This is a genomic window from Massilia sp. Root335 (genome assembly GCF_001425685.1).
Lineage (GTDB): Bacteria > Pseudomonadota > Gammaproteobacteria > Burkholderiales > Burkholderiaceae_D > Telluria > Telluria luteola.
In genome coordinates this window covers 218505-245496 of record NZ_LMCY01000043.1, presented here as the reverse complement: position 1 = coordinate 245496, position 26992 = coordinate 218505, and the positions used below count along the sequence as shown (strand labels likewise).

Annotated in this window: 22 protein-coding genes, 1 tRNA gene and 1 pseudogene; 6 read left to right on the top strand and 18 right to left on the bottom strand. The window is 67.8% G+C overall.

Annotation, left to right across the window (positions count from 1 at the left end; all coding sequences use genetic code 11):
- Nucleotides 1-215 precede the first annotated feature (215 nt).
- The gene (locus ASC93_RS22340) at nt 216-1448 is read left to right on the top strand and encodes an alpha-amylase family glycosyl hydrolase (protein WP_229412836.1); all 1233 of its coding nucleotides are present in this window, start codon (nt 216-218) and stop codon (nt 1446-1448) included.
- Between the two features lie 60 nt (nt 1449-1508).
- Here ASC93_RS22340 and ASC93_RS22335 read toward each other — a convergent pair whose 3' ends face one another.
- The 11 genes from ASC93_RS22335 to ASC93_RS22285 all read right to left on the bottom strand — a co-directional run bounded on the left by ASC93_RS22335 (nt 1509) and on the right by ASC93_RS22285 (nt 11304).
- Nucleotides 1509-1961, bottom strand: a complete 453-nt coding sequence (locus tag ASC93_RS22335) for a hypothetical protein (protein ID WP_056447598.1) — start codon at nt 1959-1961, stop codon at nt 1509-1511.
- A gap of 49 nt (nt 1962-2010) precedes the next feature.
- Complete coding sequence (locus tag ASC93_RS22330) at nt 2011-2268, bottom strand: hypothetical protein (RefSeq protein ID WP_056447596.1); 258 nt, start codon at nt 2266-2268, stop codon at nt 2011-2013.
- An 8-nt stretch (nt 2269-2276) separates the two neighbouring features.
- Nucleotides 2277-2609, bottom strand: coding sequence for a winged helix-turn-helix domain-containing protein (locus ASC93_RS22325; protein ID WP_229412835.1), 333 nt, complete (start codon nt 2607-2609; stop codon nt 2277-2279).
- A gap of 89 nt (nt 2610-2698) precedes the next feature.
- Complete coding sequence (locus tag ASC93_RS22320; protein WP_056447594.1) at nt 2699-3430, bottom strand: helix-turn-helix domain-containing protein; 732 nt, start codon at nt 3428-3430, stop codon at nt 2699-2701.
- Nucleotides 3431-3608: 178 nt separating this feature from the next.
- A complete protein-coding gene (locus tag ASC93_RS30155) occupies nt 3609-4142 on the bottom strand; it encodes a TM2 domain-containing protein (RefSeq protein ID WP_082548257.1) in 534 nt (177 codons plus the stop codon).
- A gap of 162 nt (nt 4143-4304) precedes the next feature.
- A complete protein-coding gene (locus ASC93_RS22310) occupies nt 4305-5069 on the bottom strand; it encodes a PEP-CTERM sorting domain-containing protein (RefSeq protein WP_082548256.1) in 765 nt (254 codons plus the stop codon).
- A gap of 730 nt (nt 5070-5799) precedes the next feature.
- Nucleotides 5800-5889: transfer RNA gene (locus ASC93_RS22305), tRNA-Ser, on the bottom strand.
- A gap of 67 nt (nt 5890-5956) precedes the next feature.
- The gene (locus ASC93_RS22300) at nt 5957-8041 is read right to left on the bottom strand and encodes a bifunctional diguanylate cyclase/phosphodiesterase (RefSeq protein WP_157202071.1); all 2085 of its coding nucleotides are present in this window, start codon (nt 8039-8041) and stop codon (nt 5957-5959) included.
- Entirely contained in the window at nt 8034-9194 is a 1161-nt protein-coding gene (locus ASC93_RS22295) for an HDOD domain-containing protein (protein ID WP_056447588.1), read from the bottom strand. Before ASC93_RS22295 ends, ASC93_RS22300 begins: the two co-directional genes overlap by 8 nt.
- Nucleotides 9195-9301: 107 nt before the next feature.
- Complete coding sequence (locus ASC93_RS22290; RefSeq protein WP_056447586.1) at nt 9302-9940, bottom strand: response regulator transcription factor; 639 nt, start codon at nt 9938-9940, stop codon at nt 9302-9304.
- On the bottom strand, nt 9937-11304 hold the full coding sequence (locus ASC93_RS22285) for a cache domain-containing protein (RefSeq protein ID WP_056447584.1): 1368 nt from the start codon (nt 11302-11304) through the stop codon (nt 9937-9939). Before ASC93_RS22285 ends, ASC93_RS22290 begins: the two co-directional genes overlap by 4 nt.
- A gap of 255 nt (nt 11305-11559) precedes the next feature.
- On the opposite strand from ASC93_RS22285, the gene ASC93_RS22280 reads away from it, so the two are divergent.
- From ASC93_RS22280 to ASC93_RS22265, 4 genes are all read left to right on the top strand, one after another.
- Nucleotides 11560-13635: a carbon starvation CstA family protein gene (locus ASC93_RS22280; protein ID WP_056447581.1), complete on the top strand. Its 2076-nt coding sequence runs from the start codon at nt 11560-11562 to the stop codon at nt 13633-13635.
- Complete coding sequence (locus ASC93_RS22275) at nt 13635-13832, top strand: YbdD/YjiX family protein (protein WP_056127383.1); 198 nt, start codon at nt 13635-13637, stop codon at nt 13830-13832. The genes ASC93_RS22280 and ASC93_RS22275 overlap by 1 nt, the downstream gene beginning before the upstream one ends.
- Before the next feature lie 281 nt (nt 13833-14113).
- Complete coding sequence (locus tag ASC93_RS22270; protein WP_056447579.1) at nt 14114-16960, top strand: hybrid sensor histidine kinase/response regulator; 2847 nt, start codon at nt 14114-14116, stop codon at nt 16958-16960.
- A 1-nt stretch (nt 16961) separates the two neighbouring features.
- The gene (locus ASC93_RS22265; RefSeq protein WP_056447577.1) at nt 16962-19139 is read left to right on the top strand and encodes a bifunctional diguanylate cyclase/phosphodiesterase; all 2178 of its coding nucleotides are present in this window, start codon (nt 16962-16964) and stop codon (nt 19137-19139) included.
- 138 nt (nt 19140-19277) lie between these two features.
- On the opposite strand, the gene ASC93_RS22260 is transcribed toward ASC93_RS22265, so the two are convergent.
- On the bottom strand, nt 19278-21692 hold the full coding sequence (locus tag ASC93_RS22260) for a penicillin acylase family protein (protein ID WP_082548255.1): 2415 nt from the start codon (nt 21690-21692) through the stop codon (nt 19278-19280).
- Nucleotides 21693-21873: 181 nt separating this feature from the next.
- Here ASC93_RS22260 and ASC93_RS30150 point away from each other — a divergent pair, with 181 nt between their 5' ends.
- Entirely contained in the window at nt 21874-22182 is a 309-nt protein-coding gene (locus tag ASC93_RS30150; RefSeq protein WP_082548254.1) for a hypothetical protein, read from the top strand.
- On the opposite strand, the gene ASC93_RS32360 is transcribed toward ASC93_RS30150, so the two are convergent.
- From ASC93_RS32360 to ASC93_RS32355, 6 genes and pseudogenes are all read right to left on the bottom strand, one after another.
- Nucleotides 22076-23353, bottom strand: a complete 1278-nt coding sequence (locus tag ASC93_RS32360; protein WP_056447573.1) for a DUF2334 domain-containing protein — start codon at nt 23351-23353, stop codon at nt 22076-22078. The two genes, ASC93_RS30150 and ASC93_RS32360, sit on opposite strands and share 107 nt — an antisense overlap.
- Nucleotides 23340-24503, bottom strand: a complete 1164-nt coding sequence (locus tag ASC93_RS22250; protein ID WP_082548253.1) for a glycosyltransferase family 1 protein — start codon at nt 24501-24503, stop codon at nt 23340-23342. The genes ASC93_RS32360 and ASC93_RS22250 overlap by 14 nt, the downstream gene beginning before the upstream one ends.
- Before the next feature lie 231 nt (nt 24504-24734).
- Complete coding sequence (gene recR / locus ASC93_RS22245) at nt 24735-25325, bottom strand: recombination mediator RecR (RefSeq protein ID WP_056447571.1); 591 nt, start codon at nt 25323-25325, stop codon at nt 24735-24737.
- Between the two features lie 34 nt (nt 25326-25359).
- A complete protein-coding gene (locus ASC93_RS22240; protein WP_056447569.1) occupies nt 25360-25650 on the bottom strand; it encodes a YciI family protein in 291 nt (96 codons plus the stop codon).
- Nucleotides 25651-25682: 32 nt separating this feature from the next.
- Nucleotides 25683-26009 carry a YbaB/EbfC family nucleoid-associated protein gene (locus ASC93_RS22235; RefSeq protein ID WP_056447568.1) on the bottom strand — a complete coding sequence of 109 codons (327 nt, stop codon included), beginning with the start codon at nt 26007-26009 and terminating at the stop codon, nt 25683-25685.
- A 73-nt stretch (nt 26010-26082) separates the two neighbouring features.
- Nucleotides 26083-26992, bottom strand: a pseudogene (locus tag ASC93_RS32355) (DNA polymerase III subunit gamma/tau); the annotation flags it as partial.

Genomic DNA, 26992 nt, shown 5'->3' with positions numbered 1-26992 from the left:
ACGTATGTACGTACGGAACATATGATGGTTTCGATTTTGCCGACTGGTCATCGCCAGGATTCCGATTTAGAATCACATGAGCCAATTTGTAACTAAACTACGGGATAACGAGAAACATGAGACAGCTGCACCGTACCCTGACTACAATTTCCCTCGCTTTGTGTGCGGCCCTGCCCGCAATGGCAGTGACCACGAAAACAACAGACGTTGCACCGATGCAACACACAAACTGGTCGCGCAACGCCAATATCTATGAAGTGAACATCCGGCAATACACGCCCGAAGGTACGTTCAAGGCCTTTGCGCAACATCTGCCGCGCCTCAAGAAGATGGGCGTGGACATCCTGTGGCTGATGCCGATCCAGCCGATCGGCGAAAAGAACCGCAAGGGCACGCTGGGCAGTTATTACGCCGTGCGCGATTACACGGCCGTCAACCCGGAATTCGGCACGCTCGACGATTTGCGGGCCCTCGTCAGGCAGGCACACGGCCTCGGCATGCACGTGATCCTCGACTGGGTCGCGAACCACACGGCGTTCGACAACCCGTGGACGCAGGCGCACAGCGACTGGTATCTCAAGAACGACAAGGGCGAGATCTATCCGGTCACCTACACGGAAGGCGCGGAGCCCGAGTACTGGACCGACGTGACGGGCCTCGACTACAGCAAGCCCGGCCTGTGGAAAGGCATGACGGACGCGATGCTGTACTGGGTGCGCGAAGCCGACGTCGACGGCTTCCGCTGCGACGTCGCCGGCAAGGTGCCGACGCCGTTCTGGAACCAGGCTCGCGCCGAGCTCGACCGCGTAAAACCCGTGTTCATGCTGGCCGAGGCCGACAAGCCCGAGCTGCACGAACACGCTTTCGACATGACGTATGGATGGGACACGAAAGACCTGTTCAAGGCCGTCGCCAAGGGCAAGGCGGATGCGCGCACGCTCACGGATTTCGTCGAACACCCCCCGAAGGCATTCCCGCCGGGCGCCTACCGCATGCGCTTCACGAGCAACCACGACGAGAATTCCTGGGCCGGCAGCGACGCCGAACTGTACGGCCCCGCATTCAAGGCGATGGCCGTGCTGGCCGCCACGCTGCCGGGCATGCCGCTGATCTATGGCGGACAGGAATCCGGCCTCGACAAGCGCATCCAATTCTTCGAAAAAGATCCGATCCAGTGGAAGGACTACGCCTATGCGCCCTTCTACACGCAGTTACTGGCACTCAAGCACGCCAATCCGGCGCTGTGGAACGGCCAGTACGGCGGCCCCGTCCAGGTGCTTCAAACCGGCAACGACAAGGTGTTCGCGTTCCGCCGCACACTGGCTGGCAACAGCGTGCAGGTGACGGTCAACGTGTCGGACGGCGCCCAGCGCTACACCCTGCCCGGCGGCAAGCCGCAGACGCTGGCTGCCTGGGACTATCGCATCGACGCGCCGCGCCAGCACTGACCCGGGAAGGCGGCCAGGCTGACCGGTCAGAGGCCGCGCTCAGCGGACAGGCGCCCGGGCTCAGGCCTCGGCCGCCTTGCGCTCGGGCGTCCCGCCAAACGCGGAACGATCCGCGCGCCACGGGTCGCCGGGTGCGCGCAGGTAATGGCGCACGAGATAACCCCAGGGAAGCACGAACGGCATGATCACGACGAAGGCGCAATTGAACGTGTTTTCCGCCGTGGCGGCGTCCATCGTGCCCGCACGCCATGCCGGCCAGGCAACCATGCCGAGCCACAGCACCTTCCACACCAGTTCCCACAACAGCACGGGCAGCATCCGCAACGGATAGCGCAGGCCGACGATGCACAGCAGCCAGAACGCCAGCAACATGGCATCGACGATGCCCTGTGCCAGCTCGCGCTGCCCCGCATGGCGGAGGATCGACGGCACGGCAAACACGCCGAGCCCGCCGACGACCAGCAGATACATCGCCCGCAACAGGTACAGCCGCAACAACGACACTTCGCGCATGATGGCTCCTCGAACGTTGGTCGATGACCTTGCGGCCATTGAACTGCGATTACTCGACTTCCTTCAACACTTTCTCGACCGCGCCCATGCGCCCATCCAGCCGTGCGAGCGCTGCATTCATCGCCGTCAGCTGGGCCACGGTCTCGGCCTGGGTCCGGGCGAGGTCGTCCGCCAGCCGGCGATCGGCCTCGTCGCGGGCAGTGCGCGCCTTCGCCTGCTGGATCATGGCGAAATACTTCATGCCGAAGACCAGCAGGACGGTGGCCAGCGGCAGGCAGATCGTCAACAGATACACGGTGGTGGACATGGCAGCCTCTACTCTTCCTCGTGAAGGTTCAACGTCTTGACCGCTTCGGCGATGGCGGCGGGCGCCAGCAGCACACCGAACTCGGCCACATCGAAATACTTGAGCGCCTTGCCGTCGCTGGACAGTTCGAGCTGGCTCGTGACGAGCCCGGCCTCTTCCAGCTTTTGCAGGTGCAGGTGCAGCAATGGACGACTCAACCCGATCTCGCGCGCCAGCTGGCTCACGTAATTGCGCCCGCCCGTCTCCAGCGCCGCGACGATGCGCAGCCGGTGCGGATTGGCGAGCGCCGCCAGCATGGCCAGCAAGCGGTCCCCCTGCAGGTGTTTGGATTTGTCTTTCACGTGTAAACAATATCTGACAGGTGAAAGAAAGTCCAGAACGGATTGATGCATATGCGCCTGATGCGTATGCGCCGGCGGCGCAGCGATCGTCAGCGCCGCAGCGCCGTGAACCCGGCCGGCTCCCACTCGCGCAGCGCCAGCAGCAGGCCGCTGCCGCGCCGCCTGGGCAGCGGCGACGCCAGGCTTTCCTCATGCAGTTCGGCGAAGCGGGCGCGCAAGCGGCGCAGTTCCACCTGCATCGCCGCGAGCGCGCTCTCCGTCAGCATGCCGTGCGTGAAGGCAAGCGTCTCGTCGGGCAGGTCGAAGCGGCCGTCGAGGAAATCAGCCAGGCCCTGCGTACGAAAGTAACGGCGGATGGGCCCATCGGGCAGCCAGTCGAAATCGCGCGCCACGTTCAGGCGGATGCGATTGCCCGGCATCAGCGCGATCAGGTGCAGGCGGTCGAGGTGCAGCAGCTTCTGCAGGCACTCGGCCTCCGTAAGACGGTAGACGGCGAGGATGTCCGCCAACGTCCAGTGATTCAGCGCGCACGCGGCGACGAGCAGCAGTTTCGTGTCCGACACGAGTTCCTTTTCCTGCGCCGGACTCAAGGTATGCAACCGGGTGCCGGACAGCGCCGCCTCCTGCGCGAGCTCGGCCAGCGTAAAACCGAGCATGTTGCTGATCTCGATGAGGCGGTCGACGCCGAGCGTGTCCGACGTCAGCAGCCGCTTGACGCTCGCCTCCGACAGGCCCAGCGTGCCGGCCACGTCGCGGTATGTCTTGCCTTGCAGCTTCAGTTGGCGCTTGATGGTCGTGAGCAGTTGGGTGACTTCGGACATGGTCGCGGATTCCGATACGGAGGGCTATAAGATGGGAGCTGATTCGTGCGATCGTAGCATGTCCAGCCATGCCGTCCGGCCAACGCCACGATGAGATCTGATGAGCCAGGCCGACGACCTGGCCCACGGCGCGACGCGAAGAAGCTGGTCTTCGCGTGCGATGAGCGGCCGTCGACGCTCAGGCGGCGAGCGGCGTCACTGTCTTTGCAGGCAGGACGACGATCACGGAATGAACGGCGGCATGCCGGGGCGCTTCGATGGAAACGCTCGACTTCGCCGCTTCGGCCTTGAGCCGATAACTCTGATACGCGGGAATCGCGATGGCGGCAAGGATGCCGGCAACGAACGCCACGGGGAAAATCAATACGAGAATCCGGATCGCGATATGCACAGGCTCGCTGATCACACCGTTGTTGTATTTTCTCGCCCAGCTCTGCTGGCTCATGAAGGTGTAGATGAACGTCTCGACGAAGGCGATCAGACCCGGAATCCCGGTCCAGCAAAACAAGATGTAGAAAATACCGGAGATTGGGCTGCGCAAATAGAACCGGTGGATACCGATCCCGCCGACGAACGCCGCCAGCACCGCGGCCACGCTCTGGCTTTTGATATTGCCCGTCGCAGCGGCCGTCTGCTGGCATCCGCAATGGGGGCACGAAACGGCCGTTTCATGGATCTCTTTACCGCAGCCTCTGCAAAACACCATTGCCATGCTTCCTCCAACAGTTTGATTTCGAACTAACAACTATTGTTGAAGAGTATCGCATGTATTTCGTGTTGGCAATAAATTATCAACCAACATTCAGCCGGCATCGACAGGACCAGCCATCGCAGCCCCGTCGGATACGAAGATGGTGTTTCGACGCCGCATTCCTTACATGCACACGGCACGCGAGTACGCGCCGCGCGCTGACCGCCGGCGCGCGTAACCGCCCACGACGGCCAGCCCGACGACCAGCATCGCCATCGAGGCCGGCTCCGGTACCGGCTGCAACAGGGCGTGGGCCGCGGTGGCGAACTCGAGCGTTCCCATGCGTGCCACGCCGGCCGAGCGCAAGGTGACCGACAATGTATCCGAGGACGCGAGGTAGCTGGACAAGCCATCCGTTTCGAGGATGTGATTGCCGTCCTCGTCCGTGACGGTACCGTTCACCGCCACGGTGGCAAACGCATAATTCGGAGAACCGGCCGCACTGGCGGTTGCCCTGGCATCGATGGTGAACGTGACTTGCGTGTACGGCGCCAGGACGAACCCGAGGAAGCTGTCGGTGTTGGTATCGGCGATGCCGCCCCGGATGGTAACCAGCGAGCTGGCGCTGGTCGGGGTGGCGTCGCCGGCCAGATACGCGTCCCCCGTGTCGATCCGTACCTGGACGGGGCGCTCTCCCCTGCTGCCGTCCTGCACCGATTCGCGTACGGCGCCGTTGATGTCGCGCAGGAGCGCCCATCCGTTCACCGATGAATCATCGAGGAAGCTGACGCTGGGATCGATGCCGTCGCAGACATTGAGGTCGATCAGTTGATAGGCGAACGAATCGAACGATGAGGTTGCACTCAATTGTGCCAAAGCACCGGGCGAGGCGCCCAGCATTGCCGCGAAAAGAAGCGTCGCGATGGCTGCGTGAAGCGAGGTTTTCATGATCTGCTCCGTTGACGGGCACCTGGCGCAGCCCTGGCGGTATCGCAGTCGTCTGGCCCTGGGGATGTTGCCAGGCGCGCAGAATGGATAGGTGACGAGCCAGCCGACCTCGATCGACTATAAGAAGCGCTGCCAGCCTTTCGCTTATTCGAACGCAAAGGTGCGGATGTCTCTGTCGAGATGTGCGGGCATATTGCGTCCGCTGTGCGGCGCCGAATGCGGCGTTGGCGGCAGCGACCAGCACGTGTCTGACACAGCCCGCCAACCTAGGCAAGCAGCAGACCTGCTGGACGACCTCGATTGAGTGGTCCATCTTCGGGAGGCCGAACCGGCCCGGACACGCGGCGCAGACATTTGCACTCCGCAGTGCGCGCCCTAGATCTCAACCTCCGACAAGCATTTTCGCTATTCATATCTACCCGTTAACGACAAGACGCATTGACGCGCAAAGGATGAACAGAGGGATGCGCGGCTCGAAAGGACGGCCACCGCGACGGAACGCTAATTTTGAGCGCCACACCGATCATTGCCGTGAGCCGCTGATATTCGGACTTTGCAGTGCGCGCCCCCGGCGCGCAACGCCGTCCGCTGCGCGGCCAGCAAACGGGCGATTCGGGAGGGATGGCCCTGCAGGGATGCCCTTCGAATCTCACACGCGAGGCGCGCAGGCGCCTCGCTCGCTTCCGCCAGGAAATAAAAAAGCCGCCCGATGGGCGGCAGTTTTATTTCCTGGCGGAAGCGGTGAGATTCGAACTCACGAACGGGTTCCCCCGTCGGCAGTTTTCAAGACTGCTGCCTTCAACCACTCGGCCACGCTTCCTGAGGAACCGGCATTATACATAAATCATTGCCCCACGGGCAGCAAACGGGCGGCAAACAGACAGGGCCTACTTGGCCGACCACACGACCGATCCAACGGCCGCATCCGACTCCATGCGTGCCATCAGCAGCCAGTTCTCGCGCAGACTCTTCTCGAATTCATACGCAGGCAGCGGCTTCCCGTACAGATAGCCCTGCACTTCGTCGCAGCCGGCCTGGCGCAGGAACTCCAGCTGCTCCAGGGTCTCCACGCCTTCCGCGATCACGCGGTGCCCCAGCTTGCGGCCCATGCCGATGATGGTGCTCGCGATGGCGCAATCGCTCGGGTCCTGCGGGATGCCGGTCGTGAACGAGCGGTCGATCTTCAGGGTGTCGATCGGGAAGCGCTTCAGGTACGACAGGCTCGAATAGCCTGTGCCGAAATCGTCCAGCGACAGCGCCACGCCCAGCGCGCTGATGCGGTCCATGATGGCGATCACGTGCTCGATGTCGTGCATCAGCGTGCTTTCCGTGATCTCCAGTTCCAGCCAGTGCGCGTCGAGGCGGTAGCGGCGCAGGGTTTCCGCGACGCGGCCCGGCAGCGATGCCGTGAATTCGCGTGCCGACACGTTCACCGCGAGGCGGAACGGCGGCAGGCCGGCGCGTTGCCAGATCGCGGCCTGGGCGCAGGCCTGTTCCAGCACCCACTCGCCGACCTGCACGATCAGGCCCGTGCTTTCGGCCAGCGGGATGAATTCGATCGGCGGGACCATGCCGCGCACCGGATGCTTCCAGCGCACGAGGGCTTCGGCGCCCACGAGGCGGGTCGAGCCGATTTCGAATTTGGGCTGGTAGTGCAGAATGAGTTCGCCGTTGCCGAGGGCGTGGCGCAGGCCGGATTCGATCAGCATGCGCTGCTGCATGCCTTCGTTCATGTCGAGGCGGTAGAAGGCGACGCTGCGGTCCGGGTTTTCGGCGTGTTCCTTGGCGCGCTCCATCGCGATGTCGGCCATGCGCAGCAGCGTTTCCGCGTCCTGGCCGTCCTGCGGGTAGACCGAGATGCCGATGCTCGCGCCCACGCGCAGGTCATGGCCCTGCACGAGGAACGGCGCTTCCAGCGCGCCCTGCAGTTTTTGCGCGACCGTCGTGGCCTCGAAGTGCTGGCGGATGTCGAACAGACCGACGGCGAATTCGTCGCCGGACAGGTGCGCCACGACGTCTTCGTCGCGCAGCGTGTTGCGCAGGCGTTCGGCGACCTGGCGCAGCAGTTCGTCGCCGACCCTGCGGCCCAGGGTGCCGTTGATCAGCTTGAAGCGGTTCAGGTCCAGGTACAGCACGCAGGCCGTCGACTCGTTGCGCTGGGCGACCATCAGGGCCTGGTCGACGAGGCGGCCGAACAGCGTGCGGTTCGGCAGGCCGGTGAGCTCCTGGTAGTAGGCCAGATGATGCAGGCGTTCCTCGGCCAGCTTGCGTTCCGTGATGTCGGTGAGGTAGGCGATCAGGCCGATGGGACGGTCTTCCAGGTCGCACAGCGGCGACAGCGACAGGCTGGCCCAGAACACTTCGCCCGATTTCTTCCGGCGCCGCACTTCCATCATGCGGCCGCCCTGCTCCGCGAAGGCGTCCTCGAAGTCCGGCTCTTCCTCCGCGTACAGGAACAGGATGTTGCGGCCCACGGCTTCCAGCGCCGTGTAGCCGAACAGGAGTTCCGCGCCCTTGTTCCAGCTGGTGATGTAGCCCAGGCGGTCGAGCGTGAGGACGGATTCGTGGATCTGGTCCAGGATCTGCGACTGGTGCGCCAGTTGCGCCTCGACCTGGGCATAGGCATGGGTGGTGCGCCGGGCCAGCGAATGCACCTGCAGCAGCGAACCGGTGAGGCCGGCCAGGCCTTCCAGCAGGCGCCAGTCTTCCAGGCTGTAGGTGCGGCCGGCGACTTCGTAGCGGCCGAAGCACAGGGCGTCGGCGCGCACTTCCTGCAGCAGCGCACCGTCGACCGCGGCCCGCGGAATGGCGTCGTCAGGGATGAAGGCGCCGTGCGGGCTGGCGAGCAGCGCCGCGGCGATGCGTCCCAGTTCGGCGTACAGGGCATCGCCCCGGAGTTTCAACACGGCGTCGCAGACGGCAGCGCTGCCGCCCACGAAATCCATTGGCGCAGCGGCTGGCATCTTAGACATTGCGGGCTACCTGGATGGCCCAGTGATAGGCATGCAACTGGCTCTGCCACCAGTCCGCCCCGTCGACGCCCGCCTCCTCCAGCGTCTCCGGGTCGGGCCGGCCTGCTTCGGCCAGCCGCAATCGTTGTCCGAGCTGCCCCTCGCGCCGCAGCAGCGCGGCTTCGACATGTCCGGGCAGGTTCAAGTCCTGTACGACGTCCGCCATCGGCATCTGGAACAGGCGGTCCAGCAGCGAGAACACGCCGGCCATGAAGGCGAGGTCCTGGTCGTCGCGGTCGCCGCCGTCGCGCTTGCACAGCGCTTCCAGCGCCGCGCCGCGCAGCGCGGCCACCGGCAGCATCAGGTTCGGCGGACTGTCCGGATGCTGGCGCGCGTACAGCAGCAATTGCAGCCAGCGCTGCAGCTGGCGGCGGCCCAGGCGGCTGATCGCCTGGGCGAAGCCCGTGATCTGGGTGCCGACGGAAAACGCGGCCGAGTTCACGAGCTTCAAAAGATGGTAAGACAGGGCCGGGTCCTGCTTGAGCTGCGCTTCGAGCTCGCGCGAATCGGCATCGCGGGCCAGCAGGGCGAGCATCGTCAGCATGTGGCGGCGCGACGTGCCGTCGTCGCCTTCCGGCACGCTGCCGCCAAGCGCGTAGTCGCCGCTGAACCAGGAAAAGCCGGCGTTCTCGCAGGCGCGGTAGCGCGCCATGTCGTCGACCTGGTAGGCCAGGTGCGGGCCGAACAGCGCGGGCAGCGCGCCGGCGCGCGGCAGCTCGGCGCACGCGTCGCGCGCGACGGTGCGCAGCGCGACCGGTGCCGCGACGCCTTCCGGCAGCGGACCGTCGATCAGCACGCGGTAGCCGGCCATCTGCAATTCCGCCAGGCGGCGCGCCGTGCCGTCCGTCGCCAGCGCCGCGGCGCGCACGGCCAGCAGCACGCGGTTGGCCGGCAGGACGTTCAGGATGGGAGGTGTGAGGACGGCGATGTCGTCGAGCCGGACGACGCAGTCGAGCGGCGCGATGGCGGCCAGCAGGTCCGCCGTGCCGAACACGCCCAGCAGGCCGGCATCGTCGAGCCCCTGCCCCGGCGTGCCAAGCAAAAGTGCGACCCACTCGTTCTGCGCATTGGCGACGGAACGTATTTCAACCACCGGGAACGGGGCGCTGGCCATTGGCGGATTAGCGAATATGCATTGATAGTAACCAGCTAATAGTAGAGCACCCCTTTTCGGAAAGCAACTGTTTCTGTTTCCTATAGGATACGCTTTTACAGATATATTTACACACCTGCGCTGCCGAACCGGCCGTGCTGCACGGCGAACTTGATCAGCTCCGCCTGCCCCTCGATCCCCAGCTTGCGCTTGATGTTCAGGCGGTGCGTTTCGACGGTGCGCACGGACAGGTCGAGCGCCCGCGCGATCTGCTTGTTCGATTCGCCGTTGGCGATGTGGCGCAGCACTTCCTGCTCGCGCGAAGTGAGCTGGTTGTCCTGGGCGGCCGGGCGTGCCAGCTGGCGCGCGACGGCGGCGCTGTAGTAGATGCCGCCGGCCATGACGGTGTCGATTGCGAGCACGATGTCCTTGCCCGGCGCGTCCTTCAGCACATAGCCGCGCGCGCCGGCCTGCATGGCCTGGGTGACGTATTCCAGCTTGTCGTGCATCGACAGGATCAGCACCGCGATGTCCGGGAAATTCGTGGTCAGCCGCGCCGTGGCCTCGATGCCGCTGCCGTCGCGCATGGTGATGTCCATCAGCACGAGGTCGATGCGCGTGCTGCCCGCGAGCGCGAGCGCCTCGGCGCCGGAATCCGCTTCGGCCACGACGCGGAAATGGGGCACGGCCTCCAGGCGCGCGCGCAGGCCGTCGCGCACGAGCGGGTGGTCGTCGACGAGCATGATGTGGATGGTCCCGGTCGTCATTCATCCTCCAGTTCGACGCTCGCGCACACGGTGGTGCCGGCCGCCGACGATGCGATGTCGAGGTGGCCGCCGATGGCGTCCAGCCGCTCCATCATGTTGCGCAGGCCGATGCCGCGCTGCGGGTGCGTGGCCACGCCCTCGGCGTCGAAGCCGGCGCCGTCGTCGGCGATGGTGAGCAGCACGCGCCCGCGGCCCGTGTGCAGGGACAGGTCGATGTGCCGTGCGCCCGCGTGGCGCTCGATGTTCGTCAGCGCTTCCTGGGCGATGCGGAACAGCACCGTGCCGACGGTCTGCGGCAGGTACTCGGCATCGCGGTCGCCCGTTGCGGCGAACGTCACCGGCGTGCCGCTGTGCTGCGAGAATTCCTCGGCCAGGTGGTCGAGCGCGGCCGCGAGGCCGAGGTCATCGAGCAGGGTCGGACGCAGGTCGTGCGAGATGCGGCGCACCTCGCCCAGCACCTTGTTGAGTTCTTCGGCCGTGCGCTCGAAGCTGGCGCGCGCCTGGCGCTGCTGGTCCGGCGTGCCGCCGAGGCGGATGATGCCCGCCTCGATCTGCAGCTTGATCGACACGAGCCACTGGCTGATGCCGTCGTGCAGGTCGCGCGACAGGCGCGCCCGCTCCTGCTCCTGCGAATCGACGACGCGCTGCGCGAGGGCTTTCAGCTTCGTGTCCGCCACGCGCGACTCGCTGATGTTCAGCGCCAGGCCGGCGCCGCCGATGACGAGCGTGGCGAGGATGGCGAGGCCGGCGATCCACCACATCGTCGTCTGGATGTTGCGCGACTGCTGGGCGTCGACCTGGTCGAGCGCGGCCTGCACGTCGTCCAGGTACAGCCCGCTGCCCATGATCCAGCCCCATTGCGGGACCGCCATGACGTAGCCGAGCTTGGGGCCGGACTTGTTCGTCGACGGCTTGACCCAGTTGTAGCGCACGAGTCCCCCGCCCTGCTTCGCCACGGCGACGATGTTCTGGATGGTGGGCGCGCCGAACTGGTCGCGCAGGTTCCACAGGTCGCGTCCGACCAGCTCGGGCTGGCGCGGGTGCATCAGGTTGCGGCCGTGCATGTCGTAGACGAAGAAATAGCCGTCGTCGCCGAAGCTCAGCGATTGCAGCACGCGCTTGGCCTCCGCCAGCGTGGCCGGGTCGCTGCGGCCGGATGCCGTCAGGTGGGCGATCGAGTGCGAGGCCAGGTCCACGTAATGGCGCAGTTCCGCCTGCTTGCTGGCCAGATAGGCCTGCTGGATGGTCGCGTGCTGCTCGTGCGCCAGCGCGATCGCCTGCTGCCGGACGAACAGGGCGATCGCGCACAGCGCCACGATCAGCGGGGCGATCGCGAGAAAGATGACCTTCTGCCGTAATTGCATGCCGTGCGCGTGGAATCAGTCGTAACATCAAATTGTACAGCGTAGGGTGGGCACCCAGTGCCCACGCGTGACGTATGTGCCGTGTTGGCGTTGCGCGTGGGCTCGGGGAGCCCGCCGTACGTAGGATTACGTAGCGCGCTGCGTAGTCGTGCGCTTGTTGGATGCCGACCCGTGCAAGATACTGACAGGCACGCTGCTGTTCATGCAAGCCGGCATCGACCGGTCGGGCAGCGCATCCAATCGGAGGAGTCAATAATGAAACGTCTAACAAGCCAGCTCGGCTGGGCTGCGCTGTCGCTCGCGGGCGCCGCCTCGCTCGCCTACGTCGCCCTCAAGCGCGGCGAATCCATCAACGCCGTCTGGGTCGTCGTCGCGGCGGTCTGCGTCTACCTGATCGCGTACCGCTTCTACAGCCGGTTCATCGCCGACAAGGTGATGGGCCTCGACGCCCGCCGCCAGACCCCGGCGTACAAGTACAACGACGGCCTCGATTTCGTGCCGACGAACCGCTACGTGCTGTTCGGCCACCACTTCGCCGCGATCGCCGGCGCCGGTCCGCTCGTCGGCCCCGTGCTCGCCGCGCAGATGGGCTATCTGCCCGGCATGCTGTGGATCCTGGCCGGCGTCGTGTTCGCCGGCGCCGTGCAGGACTTCATGATCCTGTTCATCTCGATGCGCCGCGACGGCCGCTCGCTCGGCGACCTGATCAAGTCCGAGATGGGCGAGATCCCCGGCGTGATCGCCCTGTTCGGCACCTTCATGATCATGGTGATCATCCTGGCCGTGCTGGCGCTGATCGTCGTGAAGGCCCTCACCGCCTCGCCGTGGGGCGCGTTCACCGTGATGGCGACGATCCCGATCGCGCTGTTCATGGGCATCTACTCGCGCTACATCCGCGTGGGCCGCATCGGCGAAGTGTCGCTGATCGGCTTCGTGCTGCTGATCGGCGCCATCGCCGGCGGCCAGTACGTGCACGACTCGGCCACCCTGGGCGCGATGTTCAACTTCACCGGCATCCAGCTCACCTGGATGCTGATCGGCTACGGCTTCGTGGCGTCGGTCATTCCCGTGTGGCTGCTGCTGGCGCCGCGCGACTACCTGTCCACGTTCCTCAAGATCGGCACCATCGTCGGCCTCGCGCTGGGCATCGTGTTCGTCGCGCCGATGATGCAGATGCCCTCGATCACCCGCTTCATCGACGGCACCGGCCCGGCCTGGTCCGGCTCGCTGTTCCCGTTCCTGTTCATCACCATCGCGTGCGGCGCCGTGTCCGGCTTCCACGCGCTGATCTCGTCGGGCACCACGCCGAAGATGATCGAGAACGAACAGCACGCCCGCTTCATCGGCTACGGCGGCATGCTGATGGAATCGTTCGTCGCGATCATGGCACTCGTCGCCGCGTCGACGATCGACCCGGGCGTCTATTTCGCGATGAACAGCCCGGCCGCCGTGATCGGCACCACCGCCCAGACGGCCGCCGCCGCGGTCTCGCACTGGGGCTTCGTGATCACGCCCGACCAGCTGACGCAGATCGCGAAAGACGTCGGCGAAAACACCATCATCTCGCGCGCCGGCGGCGCCCCGACGCTGGCCGTCGGCATGGCCCACATCCTGTCGAACGTCATCGGCGGCAAGGTCATGATGGCGTTCTGGTACCACTTCGCGATCCTGTTCGAGGCGCTGTTCATCCTCACCGCCGTCGACGCGGGCACGCGCGCCGGCCGCTTCATGCTGCAGGACCTGCTGGGCGCCTTCGCGCCGTCGTTCAAGCGCACCGAGTCGCTGCCCGCCAACCTGATCGCCACGGGCCTGTGCGTGGCCGCCTGGGGCTACTTCCTGTACCAGGGCGTCGTCGATCCGCTGGGCGGCATCAACACCTTGTGGCCGCTGTTCGGCATCGCCAACCAGATGCTGGCCGGTATCGCGCTCACGCTGGGCACCGTCGTGCTGTTCAAGATGAAGCGCGGCCAGTACGCGTGGGTCTCGATCGTGCCGACCATCTGGCTGCTGATCTGCACCCTGTCCGCCGGCTGGCTCAAGATCTTCGATCCGAACGTCAAGGTCGGCTTCATGGCGCACGCCCACAAGTTCCAGGCCGCGCTCGACCAGGGCCAGGTGCTGGCGCCGGCCAAGTCGCTCGACCAGATGGGCCGCATCGTCTTCAACGACTACGTCGACGCCACGCTGTGCGGCTTCTTCATGGTCGTCGTGCTGGCGGTGCTGCTGTACGGCATCCGCACGGCGCTGGCCGCGCGCCGGAATGCCCGTCCGAGCGCGCAGGAAACGCCGTACGTCGCGGCGCCGGCCGCATCGATGGCCGAGGCGCAGTGATGCTCGGCGCGCTGGCACAGGCGGGCCGCTACCTCGGGCAAAGCATGCGCCTGATGGTCGGCCTGCCGGAATACGACACCTATGTGGCGCACATGGAAAAGACCCATCCGGACCAGCCGGTCATGAGCTACGAGGAGTTCTTCCGCGAGCGCCAGCAGGCGCGCTACGGCAACGGCAAGCGCGGCGGGTGTTGCTGAGCTGGCAGTAAGCAGATCGCACCCACCCGTCGTCCCCGCGCAGGCGGGGACCCAAGTTCCGCATGCAGCTCGACAGCTCATGCAAAATTGGGTCCCCGCCGCCGCGGGGACGACGTTTTATAGGCCTTTCCCTCCTCTCGGCTTCCCGCCGCTTTGCGCCAGCACAAACGGCGCGCCATAGCCCTCCCCTATAGTCAATTCCTGCAAGAATTTGCTTTCTTGCATGGTGAGCCTGCTTGACAGGTTCGTTCGCAGCGCCGACCGCCGGATCCGCCCAACCCATGCTGACTCTCGAGCGCTCAAGCCTCAACCGAAAACTGACGTCGATGTGCCTGCAGGCCGCCGCGAGCGCGCTGCTGGTCGTCTACATCGTCTTCGCCGTGGCGACCGTGGCCGGCCAGCGCCGCGCCGAACGGCAGGAGCTCGATGCGCTCGCAGCCGTGCTCGCGCAGGGCGCTCTCGATGCCGTGCAGTTCAACGACCGCCGCCTCGCCACGCAGTTGCTGGCGGCGCTGGACGCCCGTCAACGCCTCAGCGCCGCCGTCCTGTACGACCGCAAGGGCCGGCCGTTCGCCGCGTGGCACGCGCCCGGCCACGACGCCGGCCCGGACGAGGCGCTGGACAGCGTCGCGCCGGACGCCCTCGCCGCCGCCGCCGCCGCCGGCAGCCGGCCCTGGCTGCCGGCGCTGCGCGTCTACCACGTGCTCGGCGCGGCGGCGGATGCCGACGGCCATCCCCTGCCGCCCGTGGGCGCGGTGATGATCGAGAGTGACCTCGTGCCGTTGTGGCTGGACATCGCGCGTGCGCTGGGCGTGATGGCCGCCGCGCTGGGCGCCGCGATGCTGACGGCGTTCGTGCTGGCGCGGCGGCTGCGGCGCAGCATCGGCGACCCCATCGGCAAGCTGATCAACGCGGCGCAAAAAGTGTCGGCCAGCCAGAACTACACGCTGCGTATCGCCCACAACCGCAGCGACGAACTGGGCATGCTGATCGACAGCTTCAACAATATGCTGGCCCAGGTCGAAGGACGCGGCGCCGCGCTCACCCACCACCGCGACGAACTGGAGCGCCAGGTCAGCGTGCGCACCGAACAGCTGGAACGGGCGAAGAACGCGGCCGAAGCGGCGAGCCGCGCGAAGAGCGCCTTCCTCGCCACGATGAGCCACGAGATCCGCACCCCGATGAACGGCGTGCTCGGCATGACGGAAATGCTGCTCGGGACGGAGCTCACCGAGACCCAGCGCAACTACACCCGCCTCGTCAAACAGTCGGGCGAACACCTGCTGGTGATCATCAACGACATCCTCGATTTTTCCAAGATCGAGGCCGGCAAGCTCACCGTCGAGTACATCAACTTCAACCTGTGGGACCTGCTGGACGACATCCACACCGTCTACACGCCGCAGGCCGAGGCGAAGAACATCGCGCTCCACTTCGACATCGCCAACGACATCCCGGTGGCGATCTGCGGCGACCCGAACCGCCTGCGCCAGATCATGGCCAACCTGCTCGGCAACGCGGTCAAGTTCACCGACCAGGGCCGCATCCTCGCCAAGGTGCGCATCGCCAGCGAAGACAACCAGGCCGTGATGCTGCGCTTCGAAGTGCACGACACCGGCATCGGCATCTCGCGCGACGCGCGCAGCCGCATCTTCGAGGCGTTCTCGCAGGCCGACGATTCCACCACGAGAAAATACGGCGGCACCGGACTCGGTCTCGCCATTTCGAAACAGCTGGTGGAGCTGATGGGCGGCGCCATCGGCGTCGAGAATGCGCTGACGCAGGGTTCCGTGTTCTGGTTCACGGTCGCCTTCGACAAGCGCCGCGTCGACCCCGATGCGCCGGGCGACCACCAGCACACGATCGACGGCCTGCGCGTGCTCGTCGTCGACGAACGGGAAACGAGCCGCGTCGGTCTCGAACGCCACCTGGGCACCTGGCGCGTCGAGTGCGATGCGGCGGAAAGCGCGGACGAAGCGCTGGCCCGCCTGGACGAGGCGGCGCGCGCCGGCCAGCCGTACGACGCCGCCATCCTCGACATGGAGCTGGCGCACACGAGCGGCCTGCTGCTGGCCGCGCAGATCAAGTCCGACCCGGCCACGCGCGCCACGCGGCTCGTGCTGCTCAGCCCCGAACTGCTGGCCGCCGACCCGGTGCAGCGGCGCGAGGCCGGCGTCGCGTACCAGTTGATCAAGCCGGCGCGCGCGGCCGACCTGTTCGCCTGCCTGGCGACGCCGCCGCGCGGCCAGGTGGCGCCGGCGCCGCGCTTCCTGCCGCCGCGTCCCCTGCAACTGGACGCCAGCCGCCCGCGCACGCGGCGCGTGCTGCTGGCCGAGGACAATCCCGTCAACGTCGAAGTGGCCCGGGCGATGCTGGAAAGCCTCGACCTGCAGGTCGATTGCGCCCGCAACGGCCAGGACGCCCTGCAGGCCGTGCAGGAACGCCGCAACGAGAACCAGTACGACGCCGTGCTGATGGATTGCCAGATGCCCGTGATGGACGGCTTCGCCGCGACGGCCGCGATCCGGCGCGCGGAACGCGAAGCGGGCCGGGGCCGCGTGCTTCCCATCATCGCCATCACGGCGAACGCGCTGCAGGGCGACCGCGAAGCATGCCTCGCGGCCGGCATGGACGACTACCTGTCGAAGCCGTTCAGCCAGCAGGAACTGGCCGCCGTGATCGGACGCTGGATGGCGCTGCCGCTGGCCGCCACCATCCACCACGACGACGCGCCCCCGCGGCTGCCGCGCGAATCCGTCGAAGTGATCCAGCGCGACGTCATCAACCGCGTCGCGCTGGAGAAGATCCGCGCCCTGTCGCGCGAGCGCGGCGACGCCCTCGTGCAGAAGGTGATCGCCGCCTACGTCGACGACACGCCGCAGCAGCTGCGCACGCTGCGCAGTGCCATCGACGGCCTCGATACGGGCAATGTGCGGCGCATCGCGCACACCCTCAAATCGGCCAGCGCCAACGTGGGCGCCGAGGCCCTCGCCGCCCTGTGCAAGGCATTGGAGCACCTGGGCCGCGCCGACACCACCGAAGGCGCCGACGCGATCCTGACCGACATGGAACAGGAGTTCCAGGCCGTCCGGCATTCGCTCGCCGCCATCCTCGAAAAGGAAACCTGACATGCCAGCCCATTCCTCCCGCGAGCGCGCCCGGTTGCCCGCCACCGTCCTGGTCGCCGACGACGATCCGGTGATGCGCCTCCTGATGCTCGAGATGCTGGACGGCGTCGGCCTGCAAGGCATCGAGGCCGCGGACGGCGAACAGGCCGTGGCCCTCGCGCGCGCGCGCGCGCCCGACCTGATCCTGCTGGACGTCGAGATGCCGAAGATGGACGGCTTCGCCGCGTGCCGCGCGATCCGCGACCTGCCGAACGGCGCGATGGTCCCGATCGTGATGGTCACCGGCGGCGACGACCTGGAAGCCGTCACCAATGCCTACGAGGCCGGCGCCACGGACTTCGTGTCGAAGCCGATCAACTGGCCGATCCTCGGCCACCGCGTGCTGTACGTGCTGCGCGCCAGCGACGCCATCGTCCGCCTGCGCATCGCCGACGCCCAGAACCGCGCCGTGCTGGCCGCCATCCCGGACACGTTCTTCCGCATGTCGCGCGACGGCGTCTACCTCGACTACGAGCCGGGCCGCGAAGGGCCGGGCCGCGACGGACCTGGCCGCGGCGTGCGCGACGCGGGCACGGAGGAACAGATCGTCGGCCGCCACGTGACGGACGTCCTGCCGCGCGACATCGCCGAACGCCTGCTCGAACAGGTCGGCATGGCCCTGCACGTGCACCAGGTGCGCTCGGTCGAATATGAACTGATCCGCTTCGGCGAGGCGCAGCATGTCGAGGCGCGACTCGTCGCCACCGGCCCGGACGAAGTGCTGGGGCTCGTGCGCGACATCAGCGAACGCAAACGCGCCGAGGAGCAGATCCGGCGTCTTGCCTATTGCGACAGCCTGACGGGCATCCCGAACCGGCAGGCCTTTCTCGAGACGCTGGAACGCGAGCTGCAGCGCTCGAAGATCAGCAACAAGAAGTTCGCCGTCCTGTTCATGGACCTGGACGCGTTCAAGCGCATCAACGACACGCTCGGCCACAACGTCGGCGACCAGTTGCTGAAGCAGGTGTCGGACCGCCTGCGCGAGACGATCCGGCCGAACGACCTGCTGTCGCGCGGCGACCTGCTGCCGCGCGCGGACGCGGCCGGGAGCGCGGACACGAACCTCGCGCGGCTGGGCGGCGACGAATTCACGATCCTGATCCCCGACCTCGAACGGGTCGAGCACGCCCTCAACGTGGCGCACCGCGTGAAGGACGCCATGCGCCGCCCCTTCATCATCGAGGGCAACGAGATCTTCGTCACGGCGAGCATCGGCATCTCGCTGTTCCCCGAGGACGGCGACGACTGCACGTCGCTGCTCAAGTACGCCGACACCGCGATGTACCACGCGAAAAACTGCGGCAAGAACAACGCCAAGCTGTACTCGTCGTCGCTGACGATGCAGATCATGAGCCACGTGAAGCTCGAAGTCGGCCTGCGCAAGGCCTTGCAGAACGACGAGCTGTACCTGCTGTATCAACCGCAGCTCGACGTGCGCTCGTCCGAGATCGTCGGCGTGGAAGCCCTCGTGCGCTGGCGTCATGCGGAGCGCGGCGTCGTCTCGCCCAACGAATTCATCCCGCTGGCCGAGGAGACGGGCCTGATCGTGCCGATCGGCGAATGGGTCCTGCGCACGGCATGCAACCAGGCGCGCCACTGGCAGAAGCTGATGCGCCGGCCCGTGCGCATGGCCGTGAACCTGTCGGCCAAGCAGTTCAAGGACGAGAACCTGTCGCAGATCGTGCTGTCTGCCCTGCACGACACGGGCCTCGACCCGCGCCTGCTGGAACTTGAGCTGACCGAGGGCACGCTGATGGACGATGCGAAGGCGACCCTGGCGACGCTGGAACAGCTGCGCGGCATCGGCGTGTACCTGTCGATCGACGACTTCGGCACCGGCTATTCGTCGATGAACTACCTGAAGCGCTTCGACGTGCGCACCCTGAAAATCGACCGCAGCTTCATCAGCGGCCTGCCGCAGGATTCCGAGAACGCGGCGATCACCCGCGCCATCATCGCCATGGCGCACGGGCTGAAGATGATCGTCGTGGCGGAAGGCGTCGAGACGGGCGAACAGCTCGTGCTGCTGGAGGAATACGGCTGCGACCTCGTGCAGGGCTTCTACCTCGGCCGGCCCGCGCCGGCGGACGCGGTGACCGGCATGCTGCAGCAGTTGTGGGTGCCGGTGACGGCACGCTGAAAGCCCGCCGTTTCCACGAACGCAAAAATATCCGTCGCCCCCGCGCAGGCGGGGGCCCAAGTTTTCAGCAACCGCGCGACGTCATTGGTGTCCAGCCAGGGCGGACGGCGGGTCCGGGAACGACGGCCTGCTGTGTCTTTATCGCGTGAACGTCAGCGTATGCACCGCCGCCCCCGGCAACAGGGGCGTCGGCTTCCCGTGCACCCACGCCTCGTGCCCCTTGAGGAAATCCGGCGACAGCGGATGCCCGCTCTGCCCGCCCGGCATGTCGAACAGCCCGGCTTCCTCATGGCCCGGCGCCACCGTCAGGCGTTCCGACTGCCCGAACTTGGGACCGGCCACGCGCGGCATGTTGGCGTCGCCCGGCAGCTGGTCCGGCGGGACGCTCAGCCAGCGGCGCAGCGCCGGCACCGCGATCGTGAACGGATGCGCGATCGCGGCCGTGTTGCGCCGCCCCCAGGTGGCCTGCGCGAGCGGCGTGCCGTCGGCCGTGAGTTCGGCGACGGCGCGGTCGACGGCGGCCAGCTGCAGGTCCTGCCAGCTGGCGTAGCCGGACGGCAGCCACGCGGCCGGACGCTCGTCCAGCAGGCGCGCGACGACCTCCGGCCAGCGCGACGTCGCGGCCACCATGCTGGCCTTCGGGTCGAGCCTGGCCAGCTCCGCGTCGACGCCGGCGAACAGCAGGTCGTGCAGCGACCACATGAACTGGCGCGCCAGGCGGTAGCCGACGGACGTCGTGCTGGCGCGGCCGTCCCAGCTCGTTTCCAGCAGGTGGCGGAACGCGGCGCGCTGCGGGTGCTTGTCGAGCGCACGGGCGTCCAGCGCCGCCAGGGCGCGCTGGCGCCACAGCGCGATGAACGGCGCGCGGTCGTCGAGCGAAGCCTGGAACGCGGCCGGTACGTCCGTCTTGTCGCCCAGCCGGCGCACGTTCCCGCTCAGCTGGTTGACGCGCGCCCCGAGGTCGAAGCCGCCGTCGCCGATCGCCTGGGCCGCGTCGCCCGCCAGCTGGCGGCTGTTCGCCGTCACCAGCTGGCCGCCGGGCGGGTTCACGACGCGCGGGTGCGCCGCGGGCGCGAGCAGCCCGTCCCAGGTCGGCACCGCACCGTCGAAGGCCAGCGGGAACGAGATGCCGACGCCGCCCTGGGTCCGGTGCGGCAGCGCGCCGCCGATGGTCCAGGCGATGTTGCCGCGGTCGTCGCCGAGGACGACGTTCTGCGCCGGGATGCCGTCGCTTGCCGCCGCGGCCAGTGCGTCATCGAGGTTCGTCGACGACTCCAGCTTCAGGTGGTTCAGGTTCAGCGCGTCGGGCGCATGCGCCACCCAGTGCACGGCGTACAGCGTGCCCTCGACCGTGCGGATCGGGCCGAGGCTCGTGTCGCGCACGGTCATCGATTGCGCCGGCTCGCCCTTCACGAGCAGCGTCTCCGTGTGCGCCACGGGCGTCTCCCAGCCGGATGGCAGGCGCACCTGGCCGGGGTGGGCCGCATCGGTGCCCAGCCGGACGAGGTCGAGCGTATCCGCATAACTGTTGGTGAAGGCCCACGCGACATGGCCGTTGCTGCCGACGATGACGGCCGGCGGCGTCCCCGGCAGGCTCACGCCGACGATGCGGCGCGGCTGGCCGTGGTCGTCCGGGAAGCGCAGCGCGAGGCGGTACCACGTGTTCGGCAGTTGCAGGCCGAGGTGCATGTCGTCCGAGACGATGGCGGCGCCGCTCGCCGTACGCGTCCCGGCGATGGCGTAGTTGTTGCTTCCGACCGAGTCCGTGAACGCGATGCCCGCCACCTGGCGCGCGGGCACGGCGTCCTTGCGGCCCCACCAGGCCGGCGCCGTGGCCGGAACCGGCGCGGGTGCCGGCGCGACGGCGGGCGCATCCAGCGGCGTATCCAGTGGCGTATCCCAGCGGGTCGCCTCCGGCAGCAGGAAGGCCAGCTGGGCCGGATCGAGATGCGCGGCCAGCCAGCCGCGCGCCAGTTCGCGCGGCTCCTGGCTGCCCTGCAGGTCGAAGTACATGGCCCACACGGCCAGCAGCGAATCGGCCGGCGTCCACGGCCGCGGCGCCGTGCGGCTCAGCAGGTATTCGAACGGCCGCGCACGGAGCCCGCCGAGGCCGTCGTTGACGCCGGCGGCATAGCGCTCCAGCAGCGCGCGCTCGGCCGGCGTCATGCGCTGCAGGACCTGCGCGGCGCGGGCACGGAAGCGGTGCAGCCGGTGCGCGCGGTCGAGCGGCAGCGCCTTGGGTCCGAACAGCTCGGCCAGTTCGCCGGCGGCGCTGCGGCGCAGCAGGTCCATCTGGAAAAAGCGCTCCTGGCCGTGCACGAAGCCGGTGGCATAGGCGACGTCGAGCCGGTTGGCACCGCTGATCGTCGGCACGCCGTCCGCGTCGCGCTCCACCGTCACGGGCGCGGACAGCAGCGGCGAACGGTGCTGGCCGTCGAGCTCGGGCAGGCTCGCGCGCAAGGTCATCCAGGCGCCGCCCGCGACGAGTACCGGCAGCACGACGATCCCGGCCGCGACCCGCCGTCCCCACTTCCGCCATCCACGCTGTCCCATGCCGCTCATCCTTCGGAAAAAAATGCATCTTGCCAGAAATCCCACGTCCGGGCGAGTGCGTGACATTTCATATCCGCCGTGGTTCCCTTCACGCGATTGAGCGAGCTTGATGGTCGGCCGGCGCGGTCTTCTAAGCTGATGACAGGCGCGCAGGACGCGCGTGTCGGATGAGGGAGGCGCCATGGTTCGCGTGCTCACTTGGATATTCCCATCGCTGCGGTGGGCAGGCCTGTCCATCGTGCTGACGCTGGCCGGGTGCGCCACGCCACAGGAACGCGCGGCGCAGGCGCAGGCCGACGTCGAGCAGATGATGGCGATCTATGGACCGGCCTGCACCCGGCTCGGCTATGCCGCCCAGTCGGACGCGTGGCGCAGCTGCGTGATCAATCTGGGCGCGAAGTACGATCTGCAGCACTATGGGCCGGGCCCGGGCTACTACGGCTGGGGTCCGGGTTACTGGCGGGGCGGCTGGTGGGATCCGTACTGGTGACACCGCGGATGAGACGGCGCGCGCACTCGGCCTTCGTGATGGCCTCGCGCCGTTCCAGCAGGCGTTCCAGCACCTGCTGGATGTGCCGGATGAGTTCCGGATAGCGCGCATCGGGCGGATGCAGGCTGAAGCGCACGAGCGGCGACTGCGCGAGCATGGCCGCCGTCGCATCGGCGACGCGCGGCGACAGCAGGCGCCCGCTGCGGTTGCGCGCCGCGTACACGAGCGACGGCGACAGGATCGCATGCGTGCCGTGGCGGTTGTTCTGCGTGAACGGCCCGTGCGGGTCGGTCGGAGCCGGCAGGCGCTGCACGTCCGGCTGGTTCGGGTCCGGATTCGCGCGACGGGTCGCGGGTTGGGTCGCGGGTTGATTCGCGGGTTGGGCAGCTTCGTTGTGCCGGCTGCGCGCATCGCACGCATCGTCAACGGCAACGGGACCAGTCCAGTTGCTTTGATCGAATTGCCGGTTCGGGCTGTCGTGCCGCGACTGGTTCCGCTGGCCGTTCTGCATGGCCCCGCTGCCATACTGCATGCCTGCGCCGCCATCGCCGCGATAGCCGTCTCGACGCTCGTGCGCGTGCCGGGATGCCTTGCCGCGTTCGCTTGCCGGCGGTGCGCTGCTGCGTTGCACCTCCCGGCCGGGCTGGGCATTCCGCGCACCGGGCAGGCAGTGGAAATGGCTGAATGTCGTCGTGTACGCGAACGGCGAGTCGCGCAGGGCCCGCCACGCGCCCTCGCCCAGCAGCCAGGCCGGCGGGATGAAACCTGTCGGGGTCCAGCCGCGTGCCGCGAACCAGTCCAGGCCGAGCGCCAGGCGGCGCCGCGCTTCCGCCTCGGCCAGCGCCGCGAACTCGCCCTCGCGCCGCGTGTAGACGGTGCGCAGGAAGCGGGCGCGCAGGCCGCCGCCGCCCGCTTCCGTATCGAGATGGCTGTAGCCGTGCAGCGCCAGCTCGTCGCCGCGTTCCAGCGCCACGTTCAGGCACGCTTCCATGGCCGGCGATTGCTCTGGCCGGAAGTGATAATGCGGCACGACGAGCCACGTCAGCGGGATGTCCGCCACGGCGCGCACGGCCTGCACGAGGCGCAGGCAATCCGTCCACGTGGCCGGCGCCACGTCGTGGATCGACACGCACAGCACCTGCTCGTCGATGGGGTCGTCAGTCCGTGACATGGATGCGCTCCCGCTCGTTGATCACGTCGCCGCCGACGACACGGCCGACATAAGGATGGCCGCCGACCAGTGCCTCGTAGCGGCCAAGCACCTGCGGGAGGATTTCGTTCCAGTCGTAGCGTTCGACGGCCTTGCGGCGCGCGGCGTGGCCCATGCGTTCCATGTCGCGCCGGAAGATCGCTTCGATCGCGCCGGCCAGGCTGTCGACGTGGTTCGGCTCGGCGAGGATGCCCGTCTCCGCGTCGACCAGCTCGGCCACGCCGCCCCGGTTCGTGGCGACGACGGGCAGGCCGCAAGCCATCGCTTCGAGCACGATCAGGCCGAAGGTCTCGCAATCGCCGGGGTGCACGAGCACGTCGCAGCTGGCCAGCAGGCGGGCCAGCTGGCGCTGGTCGCGCCGGAACGGGATGTGCGTCACGCGGTCGCAAAACGGCAGCACGCCACCACCGCCGACGAGGATCAGGTGATAGGGATCGCCCAGCTTGCGCACGGCTTCGATGAGCACATGCAGTTTCTTTTCGGGCGTGAAGCGGCCGGCATAGACGAGCAGGCGCGCGTCCGGATCGAGGCCGAGGCGCTCGCGCAGCGTCTCGTCGCGGCGTTGCGGACGGAACACGCTGCTGTCGATGCCGAGCGGCTGGTGCACGGCGCCGTGCACGCCGATCGCGTCCAGCTGCTGCACCATGATGCGGCTGGGCGCGAGCACGAGGTCGAACTGGCGGTACAGGTTGGCGAGATAGCGGCAGGTGCCGCGCGCGATCCAGCGCCCGAGGCGCGGCTGCACGAGGCGCGGCAGGTCGGAGTGATAGAACGCGACGGCCGGGATGCCGTGGCGCTTGCGCATGCGCAGCGCGGCCCAGGCGCAATGCCCGGCGTCGCCCGCCTCGACCACGTCGGGCCGGACGGATGCCAGCAGCCGCGCCGGCCCGGCCACGGACAGCGGCATGCGGAAGCCGTGGAAGCCGGGGACGCCCGCGGACGGTATCTTGACGAGCGCGGGCACCGCGTGGGCGCAGGTCTCCACGTTCGAGCTCATGATCGTGTGCCGGACGCGGCTGCGCCCCGCCAGCCAATGCGCCTTGGCATTCAGATAGGTACTGACGCCGCCTCCTTCGGCCGCGTAAAACATCGTGATGTCGACGAGGTGCATGCTTGGGATCCGGTCAAAGTATCCCCACGATAGCAGCGGAACCGGTGCGCCATGTGCGCACTGTCAAGCGGACACCGCCTGCCGCCGGGAACCTCTGCCTGCCGCGCGAGCGATGACAGGACACCCGACCGATGCATCACGGCCGCGCGCACGTACGGGACGCTCAGCGCCCGTGCGGTCCTTCATTGCTCAGTGCGCGACGATGGTCGGGCTCCCTTTCGGGGAGGCCCATTATGCACTTCGCCTGTCGAGCATGGCGCGCGCGATGGTGCCGGCGTCCACATACTCGAGCTCGCCCCCGACCGGGACGCCGCGCGCGAGGCGGCTGACCTTGAGGCCGCGCGCCTTCAGCATTTCGCTGATGTAATGGGCGGTCGCTTCGCCCTCGTTGGTGAAATTGGTGGCAAGCACCACTTCCTTGACGTCGCCGTCGGCGGCGCGGCTGACCAGTTTTTCCAGGTGCAGGTCCTTGGGACCGATGCCGTCCAGCGGCGACAGCCGCCCCATCAGCACGAAGTACAGGCCCTTGAAGGTCAGGGTCTGCTCGATCATCATCTGGTCGGCCGGCGTCTCGACGACGCACAGCAGCGTGCGATCGCGCTGCTCGTCGGCGCACAGGTCGCAGACCTCGGTTTCCGAGAACGTGTTGCACAGCGCGCAGTGGTGCACCGCGTCGACGGCCTGGTACAGCGCGCGCGACAGCATGGCGGCGCCTTCGCGGTCGTGCTGCAGCAGGTGGAAGGCCATGCGCTGCGCCGACTTCGGTCCGACGCCCGGCAGGCGGCGCAGGGCCTCGGTGAGGAAGTCGAGCGATTTGGACATCACTATCTCCGGGTCTCTGGGTCCGCGCCTGGGCTTACTGCGCGCACCAGGCGGCCAGCGCGTCGACGCTCATGGTGGGCACGAACTCGGTGATCGCATAGGTCGCGAGGCCGGCCTGCCCGAACGGATCGTCGCGCAACGCGGCATCGAGCTCGGCACGGTCGGCGGCGTGGACGATGAGGATGCCGCCGTCGCGCGGCTCCTTGCGGCCCGACATCAGCATCAGCCCGCGCGCATACTGCTCCTCCAGCCAGGCGCGGTGCGCCGGCAGGTAGGCGTCGATGCGCTCGAGCGGCGCTATATAGGTGAGTGTAACGATGAACATTCGATGAGCTTTACGTGAGCTTTACGTGAGCATCAGAACGGCATCTTGAAGCCCGGCGGCAGCGGCAGGCCGGCGGTCAGGCCGCTCATCTTTTCCTGCGCGGTCGCTTCGGCCTTGCGCACGGCGTCGTTGAACGCGGCGGCCACCAGGTCTTCCAGCATGTCGCGGTCGTCGCCCAGCAGCGACGGGTTGATCGACACGCGCTTGACGTCGTTCTTGCAGGTCATGATGACCTTCACCAGGCCGGCGCCGGACTGGCCTTCGACTTCAATCTGGGCCAGCTGGTCCTGCGCCTTCTTCATGTTGTCCTGCATGGCCTGCGCCTGCTTCATCAGGCCTGCGAGCTGGTTTTTCATCATGATGCGTTCTCCAAAAAAGTCGGACGGATAAATCGTTTGTATCGTTTATATCGTTTATACGGGCGAATGCGGATCAGGTCGCGATCGGACGCACGGAGCCGGGCACGACGAACGCGTCGAACGTGCGCGCCATGTCCTGCACGAACGGATCGGCGTCGACGGTCGCCTCGGCCTCGCGCTGCAGCCGCTCGCGCCTTGCCTTGGCTTCGGCGCTGGCCGTGTACCAGGTCGGCGCGATCTCGGTCTCGACGTTCACGCGCACGGCCGGGAACCGTTCCTGCAGGGCCGCGCACAGCTTTTCGCTGTTGCCGCTGGCGCGCAGCGTGTCGACCGGCACGCGCAGGCGGAACGTGGCGGCGGCACCGTCCGCCACGCACTCGACCAGCTCGGTCTGGAAGGCAAGCTGCTGGGCCACGCCGCGCAGCGGCAGCGACGCCGCCAGCGCCGGCCAGTTGCCGTCCCAGTCGATGGCCGGCACGGGCGTGATGACGTAGGCGTACGGCGGCGCGCTCGGTGCGGCGACGCGCGCGGGCGCGGCCACGGGCGGGGCGGCCACGGCCGGCCCATCCATCGCGACGGCGCTGTCGTCGGAAAACTCGGTGACCCAGGACGGCGGCTCGTCGTCGGCCACGGCCTGCCCGTTGGCGTGTCCTTGCGCCTGGGCCGGCTGGTGCTGCATGGACGGCTGCGGCTGGGGCGCCGCCTGCGGGGCGTTCTGCGGCGCCGGGTCCCATGGCGCCGTGGCAGCCACGCGGGCCGGGGCGGCCGCCGCACCGGCGACCGCGCCGGGGCCTGGCGCCGCCGGCGGCGCAACCGGCGCCGGCGCAGGCGTCGCTGCAGGCCCGCTTGCCGGTGCCGGACGGCGGGGCACGCCGCCCATGCGCGACCCGGCGCGCGCCGCTTCCAGCGCCGCGTCGAGGGCCGCACGGGCCGACGTCATGGCGCGGCCGGCGCCGCCTTGCGCGGCCGGCGGTGCCGCCGGA